The 24,200-nt window shown below is 71.1% G+C and carries 20 protein-coding genes; 7 read left to right on the forward strand and 13 right to left on the reverse strand.

Annotated features, from left to right (window positions below):
- The first annotated feature begins 41 nt into the window (after window positions 1-41).
- Together ACY34M_RS13855 and ACY34M_RS13860 are read left to right on the forward strand one after the other, a co-directional pair.
- Complete coding sequence (locus ACY34M_RS13855; RefSeq protein WP_462717909.1) at window positions 42-458, forward strand: roadblock/LC7 domain-containing protein; 417 nt, start codon at window positions 42-44, stop codon at window positions 456-458.
- Window positions 459-634: 176 nt separating this feature from the next.
- Window positions 635-1,546 carry a DUF6397 family protein gene (locus ACY34M_RS13860; protein WP_462717910.1) on the forward strand — a complete coding sequence of 304 codons (912 nt, stop codon included), beginning with the start codon at window positions 635-637 and terminating at the stop codon, window positions 1,544-1,546.
- A gap of 51 nt (window positions 1,547-1,597) precedes the next feature.
- Here ACY34M_RS13860 and ACY34M_RS13865 read toward each other — a convergent pair whose 3' ends face one another.
- Both ACY34M_RS13865 and ACY34M_RS13870 read right to left on the reverse strand, forming a co-directional pair.
- Window positions 1,598-2,470: an acyl-CoA thioesterase gene (locus tag ACY34M_RS13865; protein WP_462717911.1), complete on the reverse strand. Its 873-nt coding sequence runs from the start codon at window positions 2,468-2,470 to the stop codon at window positions 1,598-1,600.
- A gap of 82 nt (window positions 2,471-2,552) precedes the next feature.
- Window positions 2,553-5,066: a DEAD/DEAH box helicase gene (locus ACY34M_RS13870; protein ID WP_462717912.1), complete on the reverse strand. Its 2,514-nt coding sequence runs from the start codon at window positions 5,064-5,066 to the stop codon at window positions 2,553-2,555.
- A gap of 193 nt (window positions 5,067-5,259) precedes the next feature.
- Here ACY34M_RS13870 and ACY34M_RS13875 point away from each other — a divergent pair, with 193 nt between their 5' ends.
- On the forward strand, window positions 5,260-6,054 hold the full coding sequence (locus ACY34M_RS13875; protein ID WP_462717913.1) for a metal-dependent hydrolase: 795 nt from the start codon (window positions 5,260-5,262) through the stop codon (window positions 6,052-6,054).
- Window positions 6,055-6,083: 29 nt separating this feature from the next.
- Here the strand turns inward: ACY34M_RS13875 and ACY34M_RS13880 are convergent, their stop codons facing one another.
- A complete protein-coding gene (locus tag ACY34M_RS13880) occupies window positions 6,084-6,737 on the reverse strand; it encodes a cupin domain-containing protein (RefSeq protein ID WP_462717914.1) in 654 nt (217 codons plus the stop codon).
- Window positions 6,718-7,311, reverse strand: coding sequence for an RNA polymerase sigma factor (locus ACY34M_RS13885; protein ID WP_462717915.1), 594 nt, complete (start codon window positions 7,309-7,311; stop codon window positions 6,718-6,720). The genes ACY34M_RS13880 and ACY34M_RS13885 overlap by 20 nt, the downstream gene beginning before the upstream one ends.
- Before the next feature lie 120 nt (window positions 7,312-7,431).
- Here ACY34M_RS13885 and ACY34M_RS13890 point away from each other — a divergent pair, with 120 nt between their 5' ends.
- Window positions 7,432-7,980: a COG4315 family predicted lipoprotein gene (locus ACY34M_RS13890; RefSeq protein ID WP_462717916.1), complete on the forward strand. Its 549-nt coding sequence runs from the start codon at window positions 7,432-7,434 to the stop codon at window positions 7,978-7,980.
- Window positions 7,981-8,039: 59 nt separating this feature from the next.
- On the opposite strand, the gene ACY34M_RS13895 is transcribed toward ACY34M_RS13890, so the two are convergent.
- Together ACY34M_RS13895 and ACY34M_RS13900 are read right to left on the reverse strand one after the other, a co-directional pair.
- A complete protein-coding gene (locus tag ACY34M_RS13895) occupies window positions 8,040-9,839 on the reverse strand; it encodes an ABC transporter ATP-binding protein (RefSeq protein WP_462717917.1) in 1,800 nt (599 codons plus the stop codon).
- A complete protein-coding gene (locus ACY34M_RS13900; protein ID WP_462717918.1) occupies window positions 9,836-11,716 on the reverse strand; it encodes an ABC transporter transmembrane domain-containing protein in 1,881 nt (626 codons plus the stop codon). The genes ACY34M_RS13895 and ACY34M_RS13900 overlap by 4 nt, the downstream gene beginning before the upstream one ends.
- A gap of 190 nt (window positions 11,717-11,906) precedes the next feature.
- Here ACY34M_RS13900 and ACY34M_RS13905 point away from each other — a divergent pair, with 190 nt between their 5' ends.
- Complete coding sequence (locus ACY34M_RS13905; protein WP_462717919.1) at window positions 11,907-12,662, forward strand: L,D-transpeptidase family protein; 756 nt, start codon at window positions 11,907-11,909, stop codon at window positions 12,660-12,662.
- Between the two features lie 21 nt (window positions 12,663-12,683).
- Here the strand turns inward: ACY34M_RS13905 and ACY34M_RS13910 are convergent, their stop codons facing one another.
- Window positions 12,684-15,602: an FAD-binding and (Fe-S)-binding domain-containing protein gene (locus ACY34M_RS13910; protein WP_462717920.1), complete on the reverse strand. Its 2,919-nt coding sequence runs from the start codon at window positions 15,600-15,602 to the stop codon at window positions 12,684-12,686.
- A gap of 19 nt (window positions 15,603-15,621) precedes the next feature.
- Window positions 15,622-16,065, reverse strand: coding sequence for a MarR family winged helix-turn-helix transcriptional regulator (locus tag ACY34M_RS13915; protein ID WP_462717921.1), 444 nt, complete (start codon window positions 16,063-16,065; stop codon window positions 15,622-15,624).
- A 138-nt stretch (window positions 16,066-16,203) separates the two neighbouring features.
- Between ACY34M_RS13915 and ACY34M_RS13920 the strand changes: the two genes are divergently transcribed.
- Window positions 16,204-18,018, forward strand: coding sequence for an ABC transporter ATP-binding protein (locus ACY34M_RS13920; protein WP_462717922.1), 1,815 nt, complete (start codon window positions 16,204-16,206; stop codon window positions 18,016-18,018).
- 131 nt (window positions 18,019-18,149) lie between these two features.
- Window positions 18,150-18,983, forward strand: coding sequence for an endolytic transglycosylase MltG (gene mltG / locus ACY34M_RS13925; RefSeq protein WP_462717923.1), 834 nt, complete (start codon window positions 18,150-18,152; stop codon window positions 18,981-18,983).
- 30 nt (window positions 18,984-19,013) lie between these two features.
- Here the strand turns inward: mltG and ACY34M_RS13930 are convergent, their stop codons facing one another.
- From ACY34M_RS13930 to ACY34M_RS13950, 5 genes are all read right to left on the reverse strand, one after another.
- Window positions 19,014-20,144 (reverse strand): NAD(P)-binding domain-containing protein, encoded by a 1,131-nt coding sequence (locus tag ACY34M_RS13930; RefSeq protein ID WP_462718239.1) that lies wholly within the window; start codon window positions 20,142-20,144, stop codon window positions 19,014-19,016.
- A gap of 61 nt (window positions 20,145-20,205) precedes the next feature.
- Complete coding sequence (locus tag ACY34M_RS13935; protein WP_462717924.1) at window positions 20,206-21,375, reverse strand: LLM class flavin-dependent oxidoreductase; 1,170 nt, start codon at window positions 21,373-21,375, stop codon at window positions 20,206-20,208.
- A 4-nt stretch (window positions 21,376-21,379) separates the two neighbouring features.
- Window positions 21,380-22,438: an ABC transporter substrate-binding protein gene (locus ACY34M_RS13940; RefSeq protein WP_462717925.1), complete on the reverse strand. Its 1,059-nt coding sequence runs from the start codon at window positions 22,436-22,438 to the stop codon at window positions 21,380-21,382.
- 82 nt (window positions 22,439-22,520) lie between these two features.
- Window positions 22,521-23,297, reverse strand: a complete 777-nt coding sequence (locus ACY34M_RS13945) for an ABC transporter ATP-binding protein (protein ID WP_462717926.1) — start codon at window positions 23,295-23,297, stop codon at window positions 22,521-22,523.
- Window positions 23,270-24,163 (reverse strand): ABC transporter permease, encoded by an 894-nt coding sequence (locus ACY34M_RS13950; protein WP_462717927.1) that lies wholly within the window; start codon window positions 24,161-24,163, stop codon window positions 23,270-23,272. The genes ACY34M_RS13945 and ACY34M_RS13950 overlap by 28 nt, the downstream gene beginning before the upstream one ends.
- Window positions 24,164-24,200 lie beyond the last annotated feature (37 nt).

The following is a 24,200-nucleotide window of genomic DNA, read 5'->3' on the forward strand; positions in this document are numbered from 1 at the left end:
CTCCGGGGTGGGGAGCCACAGGGAAGCGGGGACAGGGGATCATGGGGCAGCAGTACGAAGGGCTCGACTGGGTGCTGGACGACCTGACGCAGCGCGTCGAACATGTCCGGCACGCTCTGGTCCTGTCCAATGACGGCCTCGTGGCGGGGGCGAGCACGGGGCTGCGTCGCGAGGACGCCGAGCACCTGGCGGCGGTCTCGTCCGGACTGCACAGTCTTGCCAAGGGGTCCGGCCGTTACTTCGGCACCGGCAAGGTGCGCCAGACGATGATCGAGTTCGACGAGGCGGTGCTGTTCGTCACCGCGGCGGGTGAGGGCAGCTGCCTGTGCGTGCTCAGCGCGGCCGAGGCGGACATCGGCCAGGTCGCGTACGAGATGACGCTGCTGGTGCACCGGGTCGGCGAGCAACTCACCGTCGACGTGCGAAATCCGGAGCGGAGCTCGATAGCGGACCTCTGATCGGGTCGCCGAGCGGGGCGCCGAGTGGGGCTCTGAGCTGCTGTGATTCGAGGGCCTGTGGAGTTATCCACAGGCTCGCACGGCGAGGGGCGATCAGGCTACGGTTCTTCCCATCGGTCACGGAGAGTGACCGTGTCTCATGGGGAAGACGGGGGAGAACCGTGCAAGGCGACATCATGACCAGGCCGCAGAGCAGTGCGGCGCGTGAACTGGGTTTGAAGCGGGGCGAGTTCGATCTCGCCGTCCGGCTGGGCCGCATCCGCACCGTCCCGGCGCCGGGCGGTGGCCGACGCCGGGTCCCGCGCGAGGAGATCGAGCGCATCCGCGAGGCCGAGGGGTTCCCGGACGCGCTGCGCGAGCAGGTTCGGGTCGTGGGCACGGCGGAGGGCGCCGAGCTGATGGACATTCCGTCGACCCGCTTCACCAGGCTCGCCCGCGCCGGGATGCTGACGCCCGCGAGCTTCTACGTCAACCGGTACCGGACCGTGGTGTGGATGTATCTCGCCCAGGAGCTCAAGGAGTTCGCGGCGGCCGAGGTCAACAGGCCGCTCCTGACGGGCCGGGCGCCCGACAAGATGCGCGCCCGGCTGCGGGCCGGCGAGGATCTGCGGCCGAAGAACTGGCGGGCCAGGCACGCCGGATACCTGCTCGGCCAGGCCGAAGGCCCCTGGGAGCGGGCGGCCGCCGTCGCCACCCTCCTGGACCCGACGCAGCTCGCGGAGCTCGTGCCGAGTCCCTACGAGCGCGCCCACCTGAACCGGCTGCGGCCCGACGCGTTCTGGTACGGGGCGCCGGAGTCGCCGAACGCCGCGATCGTCCAGCGCATCCTGACTGCCGACCACGCGGACGAGATCAGCTGGCTGCGTGGGAACCTGCTGCTCAACATGGGGGAGGCGCGAAGGCGGCGCCCGGCGCCACGGCCGGAGGGGCACGAGGAACCCGCGGCGGCGAGGCCGGGGCCCGCACCCGTGCCCGTACTCGATCCCTCTCTCGATCCGGCGCCTGTGCCTGTGCCCGTGTCCGTGTCCGTTCCCGCGCAGGAGCGGTCGCGCGGACTGTGGGCGCGGCTCGTCGGTAGGAGAGGCTGAACTCCCGCGCCCACCTGGCCGGTTCGCTCCCGGTCGGCCCAGGCGGTCCCGTCAGCCTTCGAGCTTGCGGAACAGCCCTTCCTGGACGACGGAGACCAGCAGGCGCCCCTCCGTGTCGTAGATACGGCCACGGGCCAGGCCCCGGCCGCCCGTCGCGATCGGCGACTCCTGGTCGTACAGGAACCACTCGTCGGCGCGGAACGGACGGTGGAACCACATGGCGTGGTCGAGCGAGGCCATGTCGAATCCGCGCGGGCCCCACAGCGGTTCGATCGGCAGCCGCACCGCGTCGAGCAGCGTCATGTCGCTCGCGTAGGTGAGCGCGCAGGTGTGCACGAGCGGGTCGTCGCCGAGCGGGCCCACCGCGCGCATCCACACGGCGCTGCGAGGCTCGGCCGCCTCGATCTCCTCGGGCGACCAGCGCAGCCGGTCGACGTAGCGGATGTCGAAGGGCTGGCGGCGGGCCATCCGCTCCAGCGCGTCGGGCAGCGCGCCGAGGTGACCCCGCACCTCCTCGGCGATCGTCGGCAGCGAATCCGGGTCCGGCACCTGCCGTGCCGGCGGCAACTGGTGCTCGAAGGCACCCTCTTCGGGCTTGTGGAAGGAGGCGGTGAGATTGAAGATCGTGCGACCCTGCTGCACGGCGGTGACGCGCCGTGTGGTGAACGAGCGACCGTCGCGCATCCGCTCGACCTGGTACACGATCGGCACGCCCGGACGGCCGGGGCGGATGAAGTACGCGTGCAGCGAGTGCACGGGGCGGTCGCCCTCGGTGGTGCGTCCCGCCGCCACCAGCGCCTGCCCCGCGACCTGCCCGCCGAAGACGCGCTGGAGGGACTCGTCCGGGCTCAGTCCGCGGAAGATGTTGACCTCGATCTGCTCCAGGTCGAGCAGGTCGACGAGCCGCTCCGCAGGATTCGTCATGGATGGTTCTCTCTCGTGTGTGCGGCCGGACGCGTCCGGCCCGGGGGTGCGGCCGGAGTCCAGCGTCCGACCGCCATCGGATCTACAACTGGCCGACGTCCGTGACGCGGACGACGGCACGGCCCTCGGCGTCGGAGGCGGCGAGGTCGACCTCGGCGCTGATGCCCCAGTCGTGGTCGCCGTTCGGGTCCGCGAAGGTCTGGCGCACCTTCCACAGCCCGTGCTCCGGGTCCTCCTCGATCATGAGCAGCTTGGGGCCGCGCGCGTCGGGGCCCGTGCCCAGGTCCTCGTACTCGTCCCAGTACTTGTCCATCGCGTCGCCCCAGGCGTCCGCGTCCCAGCCCGAGTCGCCGTCCAGCTCGCCGAGTTCCTCGACGTTGTCGAGCGCCGCCAGTTCCACGCGGCGGAACATGGCGTTGCGGACGAGGACCCGGAAGGCGCGCGCGTTCGCCGTGACCGGCTTGACCTGGTCGGCCTTCTCCTGGGCCTCCTCGGCGGTCATCTCCGCCGGGTTGGCGAGCTGCTCCCACTCGTCCAGGAGGCTGGAGTCGACCTGGCGCACCATCTCGCCCAGCCAGGCGATGAGGTCCTCCAGGTCCTCCGACTTCAGGTCGTCCGGCACCGTGTGGTCGAGCGTCTTGTACGCGCTCGCCAGGTAGCGCAGGACGATGCCCTCGGTGCGGGCCAGCTCGTAGAAGGACACGAACTCCGTGAAGGACATGGCCCGCTCGTACATGTCGCGGATCACGGACTTCGGCGACAGCGGGTGGTCGCCGACCCACGGGTGGCTCTGCCGGTACGTGTCGTAGGCGTGGAAGAGCAGCTCCTCCATGGGCTTGGGGTAACTGATGTCCTGGAGGCGCTCCATGCGGTCCTCGTACTCGACCCCGTCCGCCTTCATCGCCGCGACGGCCTCGCCGCGCGCCTTGTTCTGCTGGGCGTGCAGAATCTGCCGCGGGTCGTCGAGCGTGGACTCCACGACGGACACCATGTCGAGGGCGTACGAGGGCGACTCCTTGTCGAGCAGGTCGAACGCGGCGAGGGCGAACGTCGACAGCGGCTGGTTCAGCGCGAAGTCCTGCTGCAGGTCGACCGTGAGGCGCACGATACGGCCCGTGGCGTCCGGCTCGTCCAGCTTCTCGACGATGCCGCCGTCCAGGAGCGAGCGGTAGATCGCGATGGCCCTGCGGATGTGCCGCAGCTGCGCCTTGCGCGGCTCGTGGTTGTCCTCCAGGAGATGCCGCATCGCCTCGAAGGCGTTGCCCGGACGCGCGATGACCGACAGCAGCATCGTGTGCGTCACGCGGAAGCGGGAGGTGAGCGGCTCCGGGTCGGAGCCGATCAGCTTCTCGAAGGTGTTCTCCGTCCAGGCGACGAAGCCCTCGGGAGCCTTCTTGCGGACGACCTTGCGGCGCTTCTTGGCGTCGTCACCCGCCTTCGCGAGGGCCTTCTCGTTCTCGATGACGTGCTCGGGTGCCTGCGCCACGACGAAGCCCGCCGTGTCGAACCCGGCGCGTCCCGCGCGGCCCGCGATCTGGTGGAACTCCCGCGCGCGCAGCGTCCGCACGCGCGTGCCGTCGTACTTGGTGAGGGCCGTGAAAAGGACCGTACGGATGGGCACGTTGACGCCGACGCCCAGCGTGTCCGTGCCGCAGATGACCTTCAACAGACCCGCCTGGGCGAGCTTCTCCACGAGACGGCGGTACTTCGGCAGCATGCCGGCGTGGTGCACACCGATGCCGTGTCGCACGTAACGCGACAGGTTGCGGCCGAACTTGGTGGTGAACCGGAAATTGCCGATCAGCTCGGCGATCTGGTCCTTCTCCGCGCGCGTGCACATGTTGATGCTCATCAGCGCCTGCGCGCGCTCGACGGCCTGCGCCTGCGTGAAGTGCACGATGTAGACGGGCGCCTGCTTCGTGTCCAGCAGCTCCGTCAGCGTCTCCGTGAGCGGCGTGACCCGGTACTCGTAGGAGAGCGGAACGGGGCGCGTCGCCGAGCGGACCACCGACGTGGTCCTGCCGGTGCGACGCGTGAGGTCCTTCTCGAACATGGAGACGTCGCCGAGCGTCGCCGACATCAGGATGAACTGCGCCTGCGGCAGCTCCAGCAGCGGAATCTGCCAGGCCCAGCCGCGGTCCCCCTCCGCGTAGAAGTGGAACTCGTCCATCACGACCTGGCCGATGTCGGCCTGCGCTCCGTCGCGCAGCGCGATGGAGGCGAGGACCTCGGCGGTGCAGCAGATGACGGGCGCGTCCGCGTTCACGGACGCGTCGCCGGTCAGCATGCCGACGTTCTCCGTACCGAAGAGCTTGCACAGCTCGAAGAACTTCTCGGACACCAGCGCCTTGATCGGCGCCGTGTAGAACGTGACCTCGTCCCGCGCGAGCGCGGCGAAGTGCGCACCGGCGGCGATCATGGACTTGCCGGACCCGGTCGGCGTCGAAACGATCACGTTCGCGCCCGACACCGCCTCGATCAGCGCCTCCTCCTGGTGGGGATAGAGGGTGAGCCCACGCTCCTCGGCCCACGACTCGAAAGCGTCGTAGAGGGTGTCCGGGTCGGCGGTCTGCGGGAGCTGATCGATAAGGGTCACAGCACCATCTTGCCTGCCTTCCGTCCCGATCCGGCAATCGGATGTCGGAGCGAAGATCACGAAGGCTACGCTGGTCCGTCGACGGGGCGTCAGGAAGCGCGCGGCCCTGCCGGGGCAACTCGACGCGGCACCAAGGAACATGTCGGCACATCGCGCGCGGCCGGCACAACAGAAACAGGGGCGGATCACAGCCATGATGGGACCGGCACACTCGCTGTCAGGAGCGGCGGCCTGGCTGGGGGTGGGGGCGGCGACGACGGCGGCCGGGTACCCGATGCCGTGGCCGGTCCTCCTCGTCGGAGCACTGATCTGTGCGGGCGCCGCACTCGCCCCCGACCTCGACCACAAGTCCGCGACCATCTCGGGCGCCTTCGGCCCGATCTCCCGCGGGCTCTGCGAGATCGTCGACAAACTCTCGTACGCCGTCTACAAGGCGACCCGCATGCAGGGCGACCCCCGGCGCTCGGGCGGTCACCGCACGCTCACCCACACGTGGGTGTGGGCGGTCCTCATCGGGGCGGGCACCTCGGCCCTGGCGATCTTCGGCGGCCGCTGGGCCGTCCTCGGGATCCTCTTCGTGCACATGGTGCTCGCCATCGAGGGCCTGCTGTGGCGGGCGGCCCGCGGTCACAGCAGCGACCTCCTCGTATGGCTGCTCGCGGCCACCAGCGCATGGATCCTCGCGGGCATCCTGGACCAGCCGGGCAGCGGCTCGGACTGGCTGTTCACGGACCCCGGCCAGGAGTACCTGTGGCTGGGCCTGCCGATCGTGCTCGGCGCGCTGGTGCACGACATCGGGGACGCGCTCACCGTCTCGGGCTGCCCGATCCTGTGGCCCATCCCGATCGGCCGCAAGCGCTGGTACCCGCTCGGACCGCCGAAGCCGATGCGGTTCCGGGCCGGCAGCTGGATCGAGCTGAAGGTCCTCATGCCGGTCTTCATGCTGGCCGGCGGCGTGGGCTGCGCGGCCGCGCTGAACTTCATCTGACGAAGCGGCGGCCCGCCCACGGGCGGGCGTCAGCCGTCCAGGTCCGCGGACGACCAGACGCGGCCGGCGGCGTCCACCAGGTCGACCCGGTCGATCGAACGGGCCGCGCCATGGGCGATCCAGGTGGCCCGCCCGGACTCCGGCAGCCACCAGCGGCCGGCGTCCCGGACGGTGCCGTCCTTCAGCAGGAGCCGGCACGTGTAGTAGCCGCCCCGGCCACCCTCCGCGATCTGCAAAACCACCACGCTGCGGTCGCCCACCCGGCTGGGCTCGACCGTGCCCACCGTCGCACCGGAGCCGGTGACGAGCTCCGCGCCGTACTCGCTGGCGGTGACCGAGGGCGGGTCCCCCTGGCCGAGACGGCCGAGGACCGTGGCGCCGACGCCGCCCGCGCACACGCCCGCGAGCGCGGCCGCGGCGACGAGCAGGGCCGGCCGCCGCAGCACACGGCGCCGCGCGGGACGGCGTACGTCGAGGCGTTCCAGGACTCGTGCGTCGAACCCGGCGGGGGCGGCGAACGCGGGCGCCGCGGGCAGCACGCTGTCGACGGCCGAGGCCAGGTCGTCGTACGTGGCGCGGCAGCCCGGGCACAGGGAGAGGTGGCGCAGAGGGGCGTTCTGCCCTCCGGGGAGCGTGCCGAGAGCGAGGGCGACCAGCTCGTCCTCATCGGGGTGGCGTGCCATCGCGGCTCTCCTCCTTCGACGCCTCACGCAGCCTCCGCAGACCGGTCCGGATCCGGGACTTCGCGGTGCCGAGCGGGATGCCCTCGTGCCGACCCACTTCCTGCGCCGTGCATCCGCCGAGCACCGCCAGGGCGACCGCGCGGGCCTGCTCGACCGGCAGCGCGCGCAGCCGACGGACGGCGCGGTCGCTCTCCAGCGAGACCAGCGCGAGGCGTTCCGGGCTCTCGCTCTGCAGCGTCACGTCGAGCAGCCGCTCCAGCGTCTCGGACAGGACCGGCACGGGCCTGCGGGCGCGCACCGAGTCGATGGCGGCGTTGCGCGTGATCGTCAGCAGCCAGGTGCGAGCCGAGGCCCGGCGGGCGTCGTAGCTGCCCGCGGCCCGCCAGGCCCGCACGAACACCTCCTGACTCACATCCTCCGCGAGCCCCGAGTCCCGGGTGACCGACAGCGCGAGCCCGTACACCGCGTCCTGGAAACGGCGCACGAAGGCGACGGACGCCTGCTCGTCACCCAGGGCGAACCCCGCGACGAGCGACGCGTCGTCGGCGCGGTCCGCACGCGAGAACAGTTCCACGCCCCCTTGTACGCACGAAAGAGGTGAAGAGATTGACCACGGCATCCGCGTTCCGTCGGACGGCACAATCCCTCGGTGTCCTCCGGCCGTACAACCTCCGCGAGAAGGGACGGAACGACCATGAAGAAAATCAGGATCGCCGTGGCCGGGTGCGCGCTCGTGGCGGCTACCGCGCTGGCCGGCTGCGGAGGCGGTGGCGGGGGTGGCGGCAGTGGCGGCAGCTCAACCGGTGGCACGAGTGGCGGCACGCCCGCGGCCAAGGGCTCCGCGACGCTCACGACCAGCGACTCCCCGATGGGCAAGATCCTTGTCGACGGCAGGGGACGCACGCTGTACCTGTTCACCAGCGACGGCAGGAACAGCAATTCCATGAAGTGCGGCGCGGAGTGCATCAAGGAGTGGCCGCACATGGAAGGCAGGCCGAAGGCGGGCGCCGGGGTCGAGGCGAACCTCATCGCGACGACGCAGGGCAGCGGCACGGCGCAGGCGACGTATGCCGGACACCCGCTCTACTACTACGCCGACGACCACAAGGCGGGGGACACGAAGGGCCAGGGCATCGACACGATCTGGTACGTCGTGGACCCGCACGGCAAGGCGATCAAGAAGGCCGCACCCGGAGGCGGCGGGGAGGAGGGCGACGAGGGCAGCGGTGGCTCCGGGTACTGAGGCGCCGCCGGTCGGGAACCACCCGCAAGGGAGGGCCCCCGACCGCCGCCGCCCTCGCGTCAGCCGTGCCAGGACCGCCACAGCGCCGCGTACGCGCCGTCGGCCGCGACCAGGTCGTCGTGACTGCCGAGCTCGCGGATCCGGCCCTCCTCCACCACGGCGATCACGTCCGCGTCGTGCGCGGTGTGCAGCCGGTGCGCGATGGCCACGACGGTGCGGCCGTCGAGGACCCGGCCGAGCGAGCGCTCCAGGTTGCGGGCCGCCCGCGGGTCGAGCAGCGAGGTCGCCTCGTCCAGGACCAGCGTGTGCGGGTCGGCCAGGACCAGGCGGGCCAGCGCGATCTGCTGGGCCTGCGCCGGAGTCAGGGCGACGCCGCCGGAGCCGACCTCCGTGTCGAGGCCGCCGGAGAGCCCACGGGCCCAGCCGTCCGCGTCGACCGCGCCGAGGGCGGCCCACAGCTCCGCGTCCTCGGCGCCGGTGCGGGCGAGGCGGAGGTTGTCGCGCAGCGAGCCCACGAAGACGTGGTGCTCCTGGTTGACCAGGGCCACATGGGAGCGCACGCGCTCGGCCTGCATCCGGGACAGCTCCGCGCCGCCGAGCGTGACCTGCCCGGTGCGCGGCGCGTAGATCCCGGCGAGCAGCCGCCCGAGCGTCGACTTGCCCGCACCCGAAGGGCCGACCAGGGCGAGCCGGGTGCCGGGCGCGACCTCCAGCGACACCTTGCGCAGCACGTCGACGCCCTCGCGGTAGCCGAAGTGCACCGAGTCCGCCTGGACATTACGGCCGTCGGGCCGCACGGAGGCGTCGCCCGCGTCCGGCTCGATGTCCCGCACACCGACGAGCCGGGCCAGCGACACCTGCGCGACCTGCAACTCGTCGTACCAGCGCAGGATCAGGCCGATCGGGTCCACCAGCATCTGCGCGATGAGCGCACTCGTGGTCAGCTGCCCCACGCCGATCCAGCCCTTGAGGACGAAGACCCCACCGATCACCAGGACCGACAGCAGCACGAGCACGTGCACGGCGTTGATCGCGGGGAAGAACATGGAGCGCAGGTAAAGCGTGTAGCGCTCCCAAGCGGTCCACTCTTTGACGCGCCGGTCCGACAGCTCGACGCGACGGGCGCCGAGCCGATGCGCCTCGACGGTGCGCCCGGCGTCCACGGTCTCGGCGAGCGCGGCGGCGACGGCCGCGTACCCGGCGGCCTCCGAGCGGTACGCCGACGGCGCCCGCTTGAAGTACCAGCGACAGCCGAGCACCAGGACCGGCACCGCGACGAGCAGTGCGGGCGCCAGCGGCGGCGCGGTCACCGCGAGTCCACCGATGAGCAGCGCCACCCAGACGACACCGATGGACAGCTGGGGCACGGCTTCCCGCATCGCGTTCGCGAGCCGGTCGATGTCCGTGGTGATCCGCGACAGCAGGTCGCCCGTGCCGGCCCGCTCCAGTACGCCCGGCGGCAGACCCACGGAGCGCACCAGGAAGTCCTCCCGCAGATCCGCCAGCATCCGCTCGCCGAGCATCGCCCCGCGCAGCCGCACCTGCCGGATGAACACGGCCTGGACCACCAGGGCCAGCGCGAACAGGCCGATGGTGCGGGCCAGTTCGGTCCCCTCCAGCGCGCCGGCGCCGCCCGGCTTCTCGGAGACGTCCTGCACCAGGCCGCCGAGCAGATAGGGGCCGGCCATCGACGCGACGACGGCGACCGTGTTCACGCCGATGAGCAGCAGGAACTCGCGCCGGTGGCGCTGGTACAGCTCGCGCACATAGGCGCGGACCGTGGCCGGGGCGCCGACCGGCAGGGTGTTCGCCGTGGTGGGGGCCGCCGGATCGTAGGCCGGGGGCGCTACGCCGATCATGCCGTCTCCTCGATGTCGATCTCGATGCCGGTGCCAGTGCCAGTGCCAGTGCCAGTGCCAGTGCCGGTGCCGGTGTGCCGGCCCTTCTTGCCCGGCAGCGACGCGGCGCCGGGGGAGTCCTTCTCCTCGTCGGTCTCGCGGGTGACGACCGCGCGGTACCGGGGTTCGGTACGCACCAGTTCGCGGTGCTCGCCGACCGCGGCGACCTCGCCCTCGTGGACGAACACCACGCGGTCGGCGCGGTCGAGGACCAGCGGCGAAGAGGTCAGCACCACCGTCGTGCGGCCACGCCGCAGCGTGCGCACGCCCTGGGCGATACGGGCCTCGGTGTGCGAGTCGACGGCGGACGTCGGCTCGTCGAGCACCAGCGTCTCGGGGTCGGTGACCAGGGACCGGGCCAGGGCGAGTCGCTGGCGCTGGCCGCCGGAGAGGGATCGGCCGCGTTCGGTGATGCGGGCGGTCGTCGGGTCGTCGTCCAGCGCGGCCTGGGTGAGGGCGTCGAGCACGTCGGAGCACTGGGCCGCGGCCAGCGCGTCCTCGGGTGCGACGGCTCCGGAGGACGGTACGTCGAGGAGTTCGGCGAGCGTGCCCGACAGCAGCACCGGGTCCTTGTCCTGGATGAGCACGGCCGTCCGCGCCACGTCCAGGGGCAGTTCGTCGAGCGGCACACCGTCGAGCAGTACCGACGGCGCCGCCTCGCCCGCCTCGTCGGAGCCGGAGGCGGGATGCCCACCGAGCCGGTCGGCGAGCCGCCCCGCCAGGTCCGGGTCCCCGCACACCACGGCGGTGAGCAGCCCCGCCGGGGCCAGCAGACCGGTCGCCGGGTCGTACACGTCACCGGTCGGCGCCTTGGCGTCGCGCAGTCCGCCGTCCGGTTCGGTGACGCGCTCCAGGGACAGCACCCTGGAGGCGCGCTGTGCGGACGGCCGGGAGAACGAGTACGCCATGGCGATCTCCTCGAAGTGCCGCAGCGGGTAGTTGAGGAGCATCACGCCGCTGTACACGGTGACCAGTTCACCGACGGTGATCCGGCCCTCGCTGGCGAGGTGGACGCCGTACCAGACGAGCACGATCGTCAGCAGGCCCGGAAGGAGGACCTGGATCGCGGAGATCAGCGACCACATGCGCGCGCTGCGCACGGCTGCCCGGCGCACGTCCTGCGAGGCGCGACGGTAGCGGTCGAGGAACAGTTCCTCGCCGCCGATGCCGCGCAGGACGCGGAGTCCTGCGACGGTGTCCGAGGCGAGTTCGGTGGCATGGCCCGCCTTCTCCCGCTGGTGGTCCGCGCGCCGGGTGGCGCGGGGGAGCAGCGGCAGTACGGCGAGGGCCAGGACCGGCATGCCGAGCGCGACGACGACGCCGAGCGCGGGCTGGTAGATCAGGAGCCCCACGGAGGCGATGACTACGGTGAGCGCGGCGGCGGTGAACCGGGAGAGTGCCTCGACGAACCAGCCGATCTTCTCGACGTCGCCGGTGGACACCGCGACGACCTCGCCCGCGGCGACCCGCCGGGTCAGGGCGGCACCGAGCGCCGCCGTCTTGCGGGCGAGGAGCTGCTGAACGCGGGCGGCGGCGGTGATCCAGTTCGTCACGGACGTGCGGTGCAGCATCGTGTCGCCGACCGCGACGCCGACGCCGAGCAGCAGGATCAGCGCGGCGGCCTTGGCGAGACCCGCGCCGGAGCGGTCGACGACGGCCTGCACCGCGTACCCGACGCCGTACGCGAGACCGGCGACGGAAGTGAAGTGGATCAGGCCCCAGACAAGGGACTTGGCCTGACCACCGAGCTGGTTCCGGCCGAGCCAGAGCAGGAACCGGGGGCCGGAGCGTGCGTCCGGCACACCGGGGTCTGGATACGGAAGGTCGGAGATCTGCATGACGTCCCAGGACTCGAAGCGGGGTGGATCGAAGAAGCGGACTCAAGGGCAGCAAACCGTGAAAGGTTCGCGTCCCGTACCGAGCCGAGGCAAACGGTTTTCCGGTGCCGGGCAAAGAATCGGCCGGGATTGTCCGAGGTGGTCAGGGTCGATCCCGAGTTTCGCGGGCCGGGGTGCGACCATGGAACGCATGCGTAGTGCGGGTGCGATCAGGGTGGGCGTCGCGATGGCGGCCTGCGGTGTCCTGCTGACGACGGTGGCCGCCTGTGGCGCCGACGGCGGCGACAGCGGGCAGAAGTCCACGGCGGGGGCGAACGCCTCGGGAGGCGAGTCCCGGGGCGCAGAGGCGCGCGCGGTGGACCTCAAGCGCATCCCGGGCGTGGGCGACCGCTACCAGAAGCAGATCCCGGCGAACGCCCGGCAGGTCCTCGCCGTGTACGGGGACGACAAGGACGCCACGGGCTCCAGCATCGCGCTCTACACCAAGAGCGGCGACACCTGGAAGAAGCAGCGCGCTTGGTCCGGGCACAACGGCAAGAAGGGCTGGACGACCAGCCACCACGAGGGCGACAAGCGCAGCCCCGTCGGTGTCTTCACGCTCAGCGACGCCGGTGGTGTTCTCGCCGATCCGGGCGCGAAGCTGCCGTACACGCAGACGGCCTCGATCCAGGCCCCGCACTACTGGGCGAAGTCGCACTGGCACGACTTCGACTACGTCATCGCCATCGACTACAACCGCGCCAAGGGCACCCCGCCCAACGACCCGACCCGACCGCAGGGCCAGTCCAAGGGCGGCAGCATCTGGCTGCACATGGACCACGGCAGCGGCACCTCTGGGTGCGTGAGCCAGTCGAAGGTGGACATGGAGTATCTGCTCAAGACGCTCGACCCGAAGCAGCACCCGGTGGTCGTCATGGGCGACAAGGCCGAACTCAAGGCGGCCTGAGCCCGGCCTCCCCGCGACGTCCTATCGCCTGGTGGCCCGCTCCAGCTCCACGAGCACCGAGTAGTACGAGCGGCCCGTCGCATGGTCCATGCCGACCTCGCACATCCGGTTCGCCGACAGATGGGCGTCGTACGCGCGCGAGGTGACCGCCGCGGCCTCCTTCGCCGTGGCGGACTCGGTCAACTCCTTGTGGAGCATGCCGCGGTCGCCCGCGAATCCGCAGCAGCCCGCGTCGTCCGGGATCTCCACCTCGTCGGCGCAGGCCTCGGCGACGGCCCTCAACTGCGCCACGTCGCCCAGGTGTTCCATGGAGCACGTCGGGTGCAGTACCGCGGAGCCGATCGTGCGCTCGATGGTGAGCCGCGGCAGCAGCTCCTCCGCCGCCCACACGAGGGAGTCCACGATGGTCAGCTCCGCGTGCAACTCCCGGTTGTCGTCGGTGAGATACGGCACGACCTCGTGCGCGATGCCCAGCGTGCACGAGGAGGCGTCCACTACGAGGGGGATCCGGCCGCCTCCGGTCCAGGCCCAGGCGGCCTCGACGATCCGGTTCGCCATCACCTTGTTGCCCTCGTCGTAGCCCTTGGAGTGCCAGATGGTGGCGCAGCACGTCCCGGCCACATTGTCCGGAATCCACACCGGCTTGCCCGCGCGCGCGGAAACCGCGACGACGGCCTCGGGCAGCGATACGTCGCCGGGGGTGCCGAAGATGCGGTTCACGCACGCCGGGTAGTAGACGGCCGTGGCACCCACGCGCGCGGTGCGCGGTAGCTTCCGGGCCGCCGCGGCAGGGATCTCGGGCAGCCACTCGGGCACCAGATCCGGCCTGACCGCCTTGCGCGCGGCGTCCGTCACGGACGTGAGGAGACGGTCGCCGATCTTCTCGGCCGCCGCCACGGCGAGCCGCGCCGAGGCCTCCACCGCCTTGAAGTTCTTCGCGACCAGCGCCGCCGTCCGCTCCTCGCGCGGCGAGTGCCGGGCGTGCCGGAAGCCCTTCATGAACGCCCCGGTGTCGATGCCGACCGGGCAGGCCAGCTTGCACGTGGAGTCACCGGCGCAGGTGTCCACGGCGTCGTACCCGTAGGCGTCGATCAGCTCGTCCTCGACCGGCGAGCCGGACGGCTGGCGCATCATCTCGCGGCGCAGCACGATCCGCTGGCGCGGTGTGGTCGTCAAGTCCTCGCTGGGGCAGGTGGGTTCGCAGAAGCCGCACTCGATGCACGGGTCGGCGATCAACTCCACCTTGGGGATCGTCTTGAGGCCCCGCAGATGGGCCTTCGGGTCGCGGTCGAGCACGATGCGCGGGGCGAGCACCCCGTCGGGGTCGATGACCTGCTTCGTGCGCCACATCAACTCCGTGGCCCGCGGGCCCCATTCCAGCTCCAGGAACGGGGCGATGTTGCGGCCCGTCGCATGCTCCGCCTTCAGGGACCCGTCGAACCGGTCGACCGTGAGGCGGCAGAACTCGTCCATGAATGCCGCGTACCGCTCCACGTCCTCGGGCTGCGCCGCGTCGAACGCCAGCAGGAAGTGCAGATTGCCGTGGGCGGCATGACCCGCCACCGCCGCGTCGAAACCGTGCCGCGTCTGGAGGTCGAGCAGTTCCTCGCACGCCTCCGCGAGACGCGAGGGCGGCACCGCGAAGTCCTCCGTGATCAGTGTCGTGCCCGAAGGGCGCGAGCCACCGACCGCCGTCACGAACGCCTTGCGTGCCTTCCAGTAGCCCGCGATCGTCTTCGCGTCGCGCGTGAACTCATTGGTCACCGAGGCGACCGGCGCCACGAGTTCGAGACCCTCGAGGGCCTTCGCGGCCGCCGCCTCGTAGGCCCCCTGCGCAGCCTCGTCCGGGGCGCGGAACTCCACGAGCAGCGCCGTCGCCTCCTTGGGCAGCTCCGCCCAGTCCTGCGGCACGCCCTGCACGCTGACCGAGGCGCGCAGCGTATTGCCGTCCATCAGCTCCACGGCCAGCGCCCCCGCCTCGTTGAAGACGGGCACCGCCGCTGCCGCCGCGGGCAGCGAGGGGAAGAACAGCAGCGCGGTCGACACCTTCCGGTCCAGCGGCAGAGTGTCGTAGACGACTTCGGAGATGAACCCGAAGGTGCCCTCCGAGCCCACCATCAGTCCGCGCAGGATCTGCGCCGGGGTGTCGCTGTCGAGGAAGGCGTCGAGCCGGTACCCGTTCGTGTTCTTGATCTCGTACTTGGCGCGGATCCTGCGCGTGAGCTCGGCGTCCTCCTCGATCTCCCGCTTGATCGCCAACAGGCCCTCGCAGAGCGCCGGTTCGGCATGTGCGAGATCCTCGTCCGCGCGCGGGTCCGCCGTGTCGACGACCGTGCCGGACGGCAGCACGAAGGTCAGCGAGGAGACCGTCCTGTACGAGTTCCGGGTCGTGCCAGCCGTCATCCCCGACGCGTTGTTCGCCACCACGCCGCCCACCGTGCAGGCGATCGCGCTGGCGGGGTCGGGGCCGAGCACGCGCCCGTGCCGCGCGAGCGTGGCGTTCGCCCGCACGATCGTCGTGCCGGGGCCGATCCGCGCGCGCGAGCCGTCGCCGAGCACCTCGATGCCCGCCCAGAACTTCCGGACGTCGACGAGGATGTCCTCACCCTGCGCCTGCCCATTCAGCGACGTGCCCGCCGCGCGGAAGACGACCTCGCGGCCCTTGCCGTGCGCGTACGAGAGCACGGCCGACACGTCGTCGATGTCCTCCGCCACCACCACGACCTGCGGGACGAAGCGGTACGGGCTGGCGTCCGACGCGTAGCGCACCAGGTCCGAGATCTTGGTGAGCACCTTGTCCGCGCCGAGCAGTCGCGTCAGCTCCGAGCGCAGCGGCTCGGGCGTGCCGCCGGCCTGCCGGTCCGCGACCCGGTCGGGCGCGGGACCCGACGAGCGGGCTCCGGGGCGCAGGGCTTCCGGCTTCGGCTCCAGCAGCGGCATGGCCTCTCCTTGATCGCGGTCAGCACTCCGGTGTGCGCGGCGACTCGAACAGCGCGTTCAGCAAGACCGTCAGCTCCGCGCGCTGCTTCGCGTCCAACGGTGCCAGGATCTCCTCTGCCGCCGCGCGGCGCGCGCTGCGCAGCTCCCGCAGGGCGGCCCGGCCCTTGTCGGTGAGCTCGATCCGGATGACCCGGCGGTTGGTGGGATCGGGCGCGCGGCGCACCAGATCGGCCGCCTCCAGGCCGTCCACCGTCGTCGTCACGGCGCGCGGGACCACCTCGAGGCGCTGCGCCAGATCGGCCATGCGCGGCGGCGTCTCGTAGTGCACCAGCGTGCGCAGCAGGCGGGACTGCGCTGGAGTGATCCCGACCGGCTCCAGCTGGCGCCGCTGGATGCGGTGCAGGCGGCGGGTCAGTCGCAGCAACTGCTCGGCGAGGAAACCGTCGGCGTCCGGTGTCTTCATGCCGGGAACATTAGCAGGACCTCGTGCATTGTGAATAGAGGTAACAATGCACTATGCTCCTCGTGTCGAGCTCGACTGCTGCCCCGCCGGTACCCGGCGAGATGCGCACGCCGGGCTCTCCCCATGCCTAGGAGGCCCATGCCCCGCGAAGAAATCCCCTGGACTCCGCCTCCCGATGCCCGTGCATCGGGTCAGCCGCGGCAGATCCGACGCATCCTGTCCCTGTTCCGTCCCTACCGCGGCCGACTCGCCCTCGTCGGGCTGCTGGTCTGCGCCGCGTCCCTGGTCACGGTAGCGACACCGTTCCTGCTCAAGGAGATCCTCGACGTCGCCATCCCGCAGGGCCGCACCGGGCTGCTCAGCCTGCTCGCCCTCGGCATGATCGTCAGCGCCGTCGTGACGAGTGTCTTCGGCGTCCTGCAGACGCTCATCTCGACGACCGTCGGCCAGCGCGTCATGCACGACCTGCGCACCGCCGTGTACGGGCGGCTGCAGAGCATGTCCCTCGCCTTCTTCACCAAGACCCGCACCGGCGAGGTCCAGTCCCGCATCGCCAACGACATCGGCGGCATGCAGGCGACCGTGACCTCCACCGCGACGTCCCTCGTCTCGAACCTGACGAGCGTCGTCGCCACGATCGTCGCGATGGTCGCCCTCGACTGGCGCCTCACGATCGTCTCCCTGCTTCTGCTGCCGGTCTTCGTGTGGATCAGCCGCCGGGTCGGCCGCGAGCGCAAAAAGATCGCCACGCAGCGCCAGAAGCAGATGGCCGCGATGGCCGCCACGGTCACCGAGTCGCTCTCCGTCAGCGGCATCCTGCTCGGCCGCACCATGGGCCGCGCCGACTCCCTCACCAAGTCCTTCGCCGACGAGTCGGACGAGCTGGTCGGCCTGGAGGTCAGGTCGAACATGGCGGGGCGCTGGCGGATGGCCGTCATCAGCATCGTCATGGCCGCCATGCCCGCGGTCATCTACTGGGCTGCCGGCATCGCCCTCCAGTTCGGCGGCCCCACCGTCTCCATCGGCACGCTCGTCGCGTTCGTCTCGCTGCAGCAGGGGCTGTTCCGGCCGACCGTGAGCCTGCTGCAGACCGGCGTGCAGATCCAGACCTCGCTCGCCCTGTTCCAGCGCATCTTCGAGTACCTGGACCTGCCGGTCGACATCACCGAGCGCGAGGACGCGGTCCGCCTCGACACCGTCAAGGGCGAGGTCCGCTTCGAGAACGTCGAGTTCCGCTACGACACCGACGACGAGCGGCACGACGCGATCCTCGACGGCATCGACGTCACCGTCCCCGCGGGCGGCAGCCTCGCCGTCGTCGGCCCCACCGGCTCCGGAAAATCCACGCTCAGCTACCTCGTGCCGCGGCTCTACGACGTCACGGGCGGGCGCGTCACCCTCGACGGGGTCGACGTCAGGGACCTGGACTTCGACACCCTCGCGCGCGCGATCGGCGTCGTCTCTCAGGAGACGTACCTCTTCCACGCCTCGGTCGCCGAGAACCTCCGGTTCGCCAAGCCCGAGGCCACCGACGAGGAGCTGTACGCGGCGGCCCGCGCGGCCCAGATCCACGAGCACATAGCCTCCCTGCCGGACGGCTACGACACCGTGGTCGGCGAGCGCGGACACCGCTTCTCCGGAGGCGAGAAGCAGCGCCTGGCCATAGCCCGCACCATCCTGCGGGACCCGCCGGTGCTCATCCTCGACGAGGCGACCAGCGCACTCGACACCCGTACCGAGCACGCCGTGCAGGAAGCCATCGACGCGCTCTCGGCCAACCGCACGACGCTCACGATCGCGCACCGCCTCTCCACGGTCCGCGGCGCCGACCAGATCGTGGTCCTGGACTCCGGCCGCATAGCCGAGCGCGGCACGCACGAGGAACTGCTCGACCGGCAGGGCCGCTACGCGTCACTGGTGCAGCGGGACGCGCGCGTGGAGGCGGCGGCCTGACCTGCGGAGGCAGGGCGCCGGGCGGCCCCACCATGACGCCTGCGCGAACAGTGGGAAGAGAGACGGTGAGGGAAGCCGGAGTGAGCGGAGATATGTCTGGAATGATCTGAGGCAGGGGTTACCGTTCCCGCATGCAGACCCAGACTCCGCGACGGAGCACGATGCGACTCACGCGCAGAGGACGCGTCGCCATGACGGCGACCGGTGCGGTCGTGGCGGCAACCGCCGTCGCGGTGCCGCTGGCACTGGCGGGCGAGGACGGGGCGGACCGGGCTCTGACCATTCCGGAGGGCTGGCGTTCGGGCCAGGTGTACGAGGCCGTCGACAAGGCGCTCGACGTACCGGCCGGCACCACGAAGAAGGCCGCACCCAAGGCGCACCTCAAGCTGCCGGGCGAGGCCGGTGCCAATGCCGAGGGCTATCTGTTCCCCGCGACGTATCCCCTGGACGACGACGCGACTCCGCAGTCGGTGCTGTCGTACATGGTCGAGACGGCCGACAAGAGGTTCGGCGGCAGCGGCACCACCGCGGGCGCCGAGCGCAACGCCGTGAACCCGTACCAGCGCGTCATCATCGCGAGCATCGTCCAGGCCGAGGCGGACAACAAGGAGGACATGGGCAAGGTCGCCCGCGTCATCTACAACCGGCTGGACCACGGCATGGCGCTGCAGATGGACTCCACCATCAACTACGCGCTCGGCCGCTCCACGTTGGACACCACCCACGCCGACACCAAGACCAACAGCCCGTACAACACCTACGCGCGCAAGGGGCTGCCGCCCACCCCGATCGGCAATCCGGGGGAGCAGGCGATGCGCGCGGCGACCCGTCCCGCGCCGGGCGACTGGCTGTACTTCGTGACGGTCAAGCCGGGGGACACGCGCTTCACGGCGGACCTGAGCCAGCAGGAGAAGAATGTGTCGGAGTTCAACAAGAACCAGGCGGAGGCCAAGAAGGACGGCTGAGCGGGCGGGCCGCCGCCGCGCCCGGGAGGCTCAGGCCACGACAGGGACCGTCCGCCGCCCCAGCAGGCGCTGAATGTCCCGTACCGCGGCGCGGCCCGCGCGGTTTGCGCCGATCGTGCTCGCCGACGGGCCGTAGCCGACCAGGTGGATGCGGGGATCGAGCGCCGCGCGCGTGCCCTCCAGGCGGATTCCGCCGCCCGGCTCCCGCAGCTTCAGCGGCGCCAGATGTTCGATCGAGGCGCGGAACCCGGTGGCCCAGAGGATCGCATTGGCCGCCACCTCGTGCCCGTCGTCCCAGGCCACGCCGGTCGGTGTGATCCGGTCGAACATGGGGTGCCGGTCGAGGACACCGTTCGCGCGGGCCGCCCGCACCGCGTCGTTCAGCGGAAGCCCGGTCACCGACACCACGCTCAGCGGCGCGAGCCCCTGACGTACCCGATCCTCGACCAGCGCCACGGCGGCCCGTCCCTGCTCCTCGCCGAAGGGGCCGTCACGGAAGACGGGCGGCCGGCGCGTCACCCAGGTCGTCGAGGCGGCGTACGGGGCGATCTCCATCAGGTGCTGTGTCCCGGACGCCCCGCCGCCGACCACCACGACGCGCTGACCGGCGAACTCCTCGGGCCCCTGGTACTGCGCGGTGTGCAACTGCCGCCCGCGGAAGGTCTCCTGTCCCGGATAGCGCGGCCAGAACGGCCGGTCCCAGGTGCCGGTCGCGTTGATCAGGGCGCGTGTGGACCAGACCCCGTCCGAGGTCTCGACGAGCAGCCGGCCCTCCGCCCCCTCGCGCACCGTCCGCACGTCGACCGGGCGCCGTACGCGCAGGCCGAAGCGCTCCTCGTAATCGGTGAAGTACCCGGAGACGACCTCCGACGAAGGGCGTGCGGGGTCGGCGCCGGTCAGCTCCATGCCGGGCAGCGAGTGCATCCCGTGGACCTTGCCGTACGTGAGCGAGGGCCACCGGAACTGCCAGGCGCCGCCGGGGCGGGGCGCGTGGTCGAGGACGACGAAGTCGCGTTCCGGTTCGAATCCCACACGGCGCAGGTGGTAGGCGGCGGAAAGACCGGCCTGTCCGGCGCCGACGACCACCACGTCGACCTCGCGCACGCCCTCGCGTGCGTCCACGCGTGCGTCGGTGGCGTGGGCGGTGTCTCGTACCCCGATGTCGTTCACGTTTCTACTAACTCCATCGGGGAGCGAGATCTTCCCGCCCGTACGGATCGGGTCAGCGCCCGCCCGCGACCGACAGCGGCACACCGGTCCTGCGGCCCGCCGGCTCGACGAGCCCACGCGCGGCCAGTTCGGGAATGACACCCTCCCCGAACCAGTACGCCTCCTCCAGATGCGGATATCCGGAGAGCACGAAGTGCTCGATGCCCAGCGAGTGGTACTCCTCGATCCGGTCGGCGACGTCGGCGTGGCTGCCGACGAGCGCCGTCCCGGCACCACCGCGCACCAGGCCGACCCCGGCCCACAGATTGGGCGAGATCTCCAGGCCCTCCCGGTCGCCGCCGTGCAGCGCCAGCATCCGCTGCTGCCCGACCGATTCGCTGCGGGCGAGCGCGGCCTGCGCGGCGGCGACCGTCTCGGGTGAGAGATCGTCGAGCAGCCGGTCCGCGGTGGCCCACGCATCGCGCGCCGAGTCGCGCGAGATCGTGTGCAGCCGGATCCCGAACCGCACGGTGCGCCCCTCCCGCTCGGCGAGCGAGCGGATCCAGTCGATCTTCTCCTTCACCTGCTGCGGCGGCTCGCCCCACGTCAGATACACGTCCGAGTGCCGCGCCGCCACCGGCCCCGCGGCCGCCGACGAGCCACCGAAGAAGACCTCGGGCAGGGGGTCGGGCGGAAGCGCCGTGTAGCCACCGTCGACCCGGTAGTGCTCCCCGGCGAAGTCGAACGGCTCCCGCGCACTGCCGCCCCACACACCCCGCACCACGGAAAGGAACTCGTCGGTGCGCGCGTACCGGTGGTCGTGGTCGAGGTGGTCTCCGAAGCGCCGCTGCTCGGCGGAGTCACCGCCGGTGACGACATTGAGCAGGAGCCGCCCGTTCGTGAGCCGCTGATACGTCGACGCCATCTGCGCCGCGAGCGTCGGCGAGATCACCCCCGGCCGGAACGCCACGAGGAACTTCAGGCGCTCGGTGTGCTGGGCGAGCGCGACCGTCGTCAGCCACGCGTCCTCGCACCACGTCCCGGTGGGCGTGAGCACGGCCTCGAACCCCAACTGCTCGGCAGCCTTGGCGATCTGCACGAGATAGTCGAGGTCGGGCGCGCGCACTCCGGCGATCGGCCCGGCCGACGAGCGCTCCAGCGCCCCTCCGCTGAACGCGTGCCGATCGACGAGGGTGCGTCCGTCGCCGCCCGTCGGCAGGAACCAGTGCAGGGATACGTTCATGAGGTCAGGACTCCTTGCCGTACGTCCGCGGGGCGGTGGTGGAGGGCGGCAACTGGCCGTTGAAGCGCGTGTCGACGTACTTCGAGAAGTCGACCTCGCGCGGAATCAGCTTCAGCTTCGTGAAGGCGTCGGCGATCTGCTGCTCGGAGGCGATCACGTTCTTGTCGACGGCGACCGTGACCCGTGTGCCGTTCGTGCGCCTCACGGCGTCGTACGCCGCCTCGTACGGCAGTCCGGTGTCCTTGGACCACACCTTCGCCCACGCCTGCGGGTGCTTGTAGACCCAGTTCTGGGCGCGCCTCAGCCGGTCGAGGTAGTCCTTGATCGCGGCGGACTTCTTCTTGTCGGCGAGGGCGATGGGGGAGGCGACCTGGAAGGCGAGCCCGTTGGTGACTCCGTCGCCGTCGGTGAGCACACGCCCGAGCTTTCCGCGCAGCGCCTGCGAGGTGTACGGGTCCCAGACGGCCCACGCGTCGACCTTGCCCGCGGTGAACGCGGCCAGCCCGTCGGCGGGTTGGAGGTACTTGACCTGTACGTCCCGCAGCCCGAGCCCCACCTTCTTGAGGGAGGCGACGAGCTGGTAGTGCGCGGAGGACCCCTGCGCCACGGCGATCGACTTGCCCTTGAGCTCCGCGGGACTCTTCAGCTTCGAGTCCTTCGGCACGAGGATCGTGTCACCCTTGGCGGTCCCGTGGCTCGCGGACACGACCTTGATCTTCGAGTCGGCGCCGGCGGCGAAGACGGGCGGTGTGTTGCCGACGCCGCCGACGTCCACGGCCTTGGCGTTGATGGCTTCGAGGAGCGGCGGCCCCGAGGTGAACGTGGACCAGCGAATCTTGTAGTCCAGGTCGTCGAGCTCACCGGCGGCCCGCAGCACCGCCTCGGAGCCGCCCTTCTGGTCACCGACGTTGAGGGTGAGCGACCCCTTCCCGTCGGTGTGTCCGCCGCTGCCACCACTGCCGCCGCTTCCAGCGGACGTACTGGCGGTGGAGGCACCGGAGCAGGCGGCGAGCAGGAGAGCGAGGGGAGTGACGAGGGCGCCGGCTATGAGGGGGCGTCGCATGGCAAGTCCGTTCACAACTAGTGGAGTTGAAGAGGGGGAGAGGGGAGGAGAGAAGCGGAATGAGGCGGCGTGGGCCAGTGGATCAGTGCGAGGACTCGTCCACACCCAGCCGCTGCAACAGCTCCGCGCGCAGCTCGGCGAAGCGAGGATCGGTGACATCACGCGGCCGCTCCAGGTCGACACGTGTCTCGTGGGCGATGACGCCGTCGTCCATGACGAGCACCCGGTCGGCGAGCAGGACCGCCTCCTCGACGTCGTGTGTCACCAACAGCACCGCGCAACCCCGCCGCTGCCACAGTTCGCCGACGAGGCGTTGCGCCGTGATGCGGGTCAGCGCGTCGAGCGCGCCGAACGGCTCGTCGAGCAGCAGCAGATCGGGTTCGCGGACGAGGGCGCGGGCGAGCGAGGCACGCTGGGCCTCGCCGCCGGAGAGTGTCTTGGGCCAGGCGTCCGTACGATGCCCGAGCCCGACTTCCTCCAATGCCCGTTCGGCGACGTCCCGTTCGGGCTTTCCGGGGAGCCCGAGCAGTACGTTGCGCCACACCCGCTTCCACGGCATGAGCCGCGGCGCCTGGAACGCGACGGCCTTGCGGCGCGGCACGAGCACGGTGCCGTCGATGTCCCGGTCGAGCCCGGCGAGGATGCGCAGCAGTGTGGACTTTCCGCACCCGCTGCGCCCGAGCAGAGCGACGAACTCGCCCGGCTGCACGTCGAGGTGAAGGGCGTCGATGACGGCACGCCCGTCGAAGGACCGCGTGAGCCCCTCGACGCGTACGGCGGAACCGGACCCGGTGGACGGAGCGGGTGTCGGCGCGGTGGTGGGAGCGGGGGTCACCGGCCGGTGAACGTCGGTCGCCATTGCAGCAACAGCCTTTCGAGGGAACGGACGACGAAGTCGGCGAGCAGGCCGAGAAACGCGTAGACGACGAGGCAGACGACGATGACGTCGGTGCGCAGGAAGTCCCGCGCCTGCACCATCAGGAATCCGATACCGGCGTCGGCGTTGACCTGCTCGGCGAAGACGAGTGCCAGCCACGCGATGCCGAGCGAATACCGCAGCCCGGTCATGGCTCCGGGGAGCGCACCCGGCAGCACGACATGTCGTACGAGACCCCACCGGCTGAGCCCCAACGACTCCCCGGCCTCTATGAGTTGGGAGTCGACGCCGCGAATCCCGGCGTACACGTTCAGGTACAGCGGGAACGAGACACCCAGGGTGATGATGGCGACCTTCGGTGCCTCGCCGATCCCGAACCAGATGATGAACAGCGGAATCAGCCCGACGAACGGCACGGTCCGCAGCATCTGCACGCTTGCGTCGACAAGATCCTCGCCGACCCGGAACAGCCCGGACAGCAGCGCGAGCCCGGTCCCGACGACGACACCGCACAGCAGCCCGACGGCGACGCGCTGCAGCGAGACACCCATGGCCGAGGGCAGCGACCCGTCGGCCACGAGGTCGGTCCCTACGCGCGCGATGGTGCCCGGCGACGCGAGCACCTCGGGCGTCAACACGCCGGTCGAGGTGAGGAGTTGCCACACTACGAGCAGCAGCAACGGGCCACTGGTGCGACGTAGCCAACGGGGGACGCGGGTGCGGCGGGTGGAGGAGGCGACAATGGGGACCAGCTCAGGCGTCTGGTCGGAGACGTGGTCCGAGAGGTCGTCGGACGGCTCGTCGGACGTCCGGGCATGCGAAACGGGTGGGGCATGACTGGTGCTCATGGCACTCCATGGCAGGCGAGGGCACACCTCGGCGTCA

Source organism: Streptomyces sp. EDA2-14 (genome assembly GCF_054963755.1).

Excerpts from the sequence above, each read along its gene's own strand:
- ACY34M_RS13880 (WP_462717914.1), bottom strand. The coding sequence starts at position 6,737 with ATGGCACGCCACCCCGATGAGGACGAGCTGGTCGCCCTCGCTCTCGGC.
- ACY34M_RS13865 (WP_462717911.1), bottom strand. The coding sequence starts at position 2,470 with ATGACGAATCCTGCGGAGCGGCTCGTCGACCTGCTCGACCTGGAGCAG.
- ACY34M_RS13900 (WP_462717918.1), bottom strand. The coding sequence starts at position 11,716 with ATGCAGATCTCCGACCTTCCGTATCCAGACCCCGGTGTGCCGGACGCA.
- ACY34M_RS13920 (WP_462717922.1), top strand. The coding sequence starts at position 16,204 with ATGCCCCGCGAAGAAATCCCCTGGACTCCGCCTCCCGATGCCCGTGCA.
- ACY34M_RS13875 (WP_462717913.1), top strand. The coding sequence starts at position 5,260 with ATGATGGGACCGGCACACTCGCTGTCAGGAGCGGCGGCCTGGCTGGGG.
- ACY34M_RS13915 (WP_462717921.1), bottom strand. The coding sequence starts at position 16,065 with ATGAAGACACCGGACGCCGACGGTTTCCTCGCCGAGCAGTTGCTGCGA.
- ACY34M_RS13940 (WP_462717925.1), bottom strand. The coding sequence starts at position 22,438 with ATGCGACGCCCCCTCATAGCCGGCGCCCTCGTCACTCCCCTCGCTCTC.
- ACY34M_RS13895 (WP_462717917.1), bottom strand. The coding sequence starts at position 9,839 with ATGATCGGCGTAGCGCCCCCGGCCTACGATCCGGCGGCCCCCACCACG.
- ACY34M_RS13860 (WP_462717910.1), top strand. The coding sequence starts at position 635 with ATGACCAGGCCGCAGAGCAGTGCGGCGCGTGAACTGGGTTTGAAGCGG.
- ACY34M_RS13910 (WP_462717920.1), bottom strand. The coding sequence starts at position 15,602 with ATGCCGCTGCTGGAGCCGAAGCCGGAAGCCCTGCGCCCCGGAGCCCGC.
- ACY34M_RS13890 (WP_462717916.1), top strand. The coding sequence starts at position 7,432 with ATGAAGAAAATCAGGATCGCCGTGGCCGGGTGCGCGCTCGTGGCGGCT.
- ACY34M_RS13950 (WP_462717927.1), bottom strand. The coding sequence starts at position 24,163 with ATGAGCACCAGTCATGCCCCACCCGTTTCGCATGCCCGGACGTCCGAC.
- ACY34M_RS13905 (WP_462717919.1), top strand. The coding sequence starts at position 11,907 with ATGCGTAGTGCGGGTGCGATCAGGGTGGGCGTCGCGATGGCGGCCTGC.
- ACY34M_RS13935 (WP_462717924.1), bottom strand. The coding sequence starts at position 21,375 with ATGAACGTATCCCTGCACTGGTTCCTGCCGACGGGCGGCGACGGACGC.
- ACY34M_RS13855 (WP_462717909.1), top strand. The coding sequence starts at position 42 with ATGGGGCAGCAGTACGAAGGGCTCGACTGGGTGCTGGACGACCTGACG.
- mltG (WP_462717923.1), top strand. The coding sequence starts at position 18,150 with ATGCAGACCCAGACTCCGCGACGGAGCACGATGCGACTCACGCGCAGA.
- ACY34M_RS13945 (WP_462717926.1), bottom strand. The coding sequence starts at position 23,297 with ATGGCGACCGACGTTCACCGGCCGGTGACCCCCGCTCCCACCACCGCG.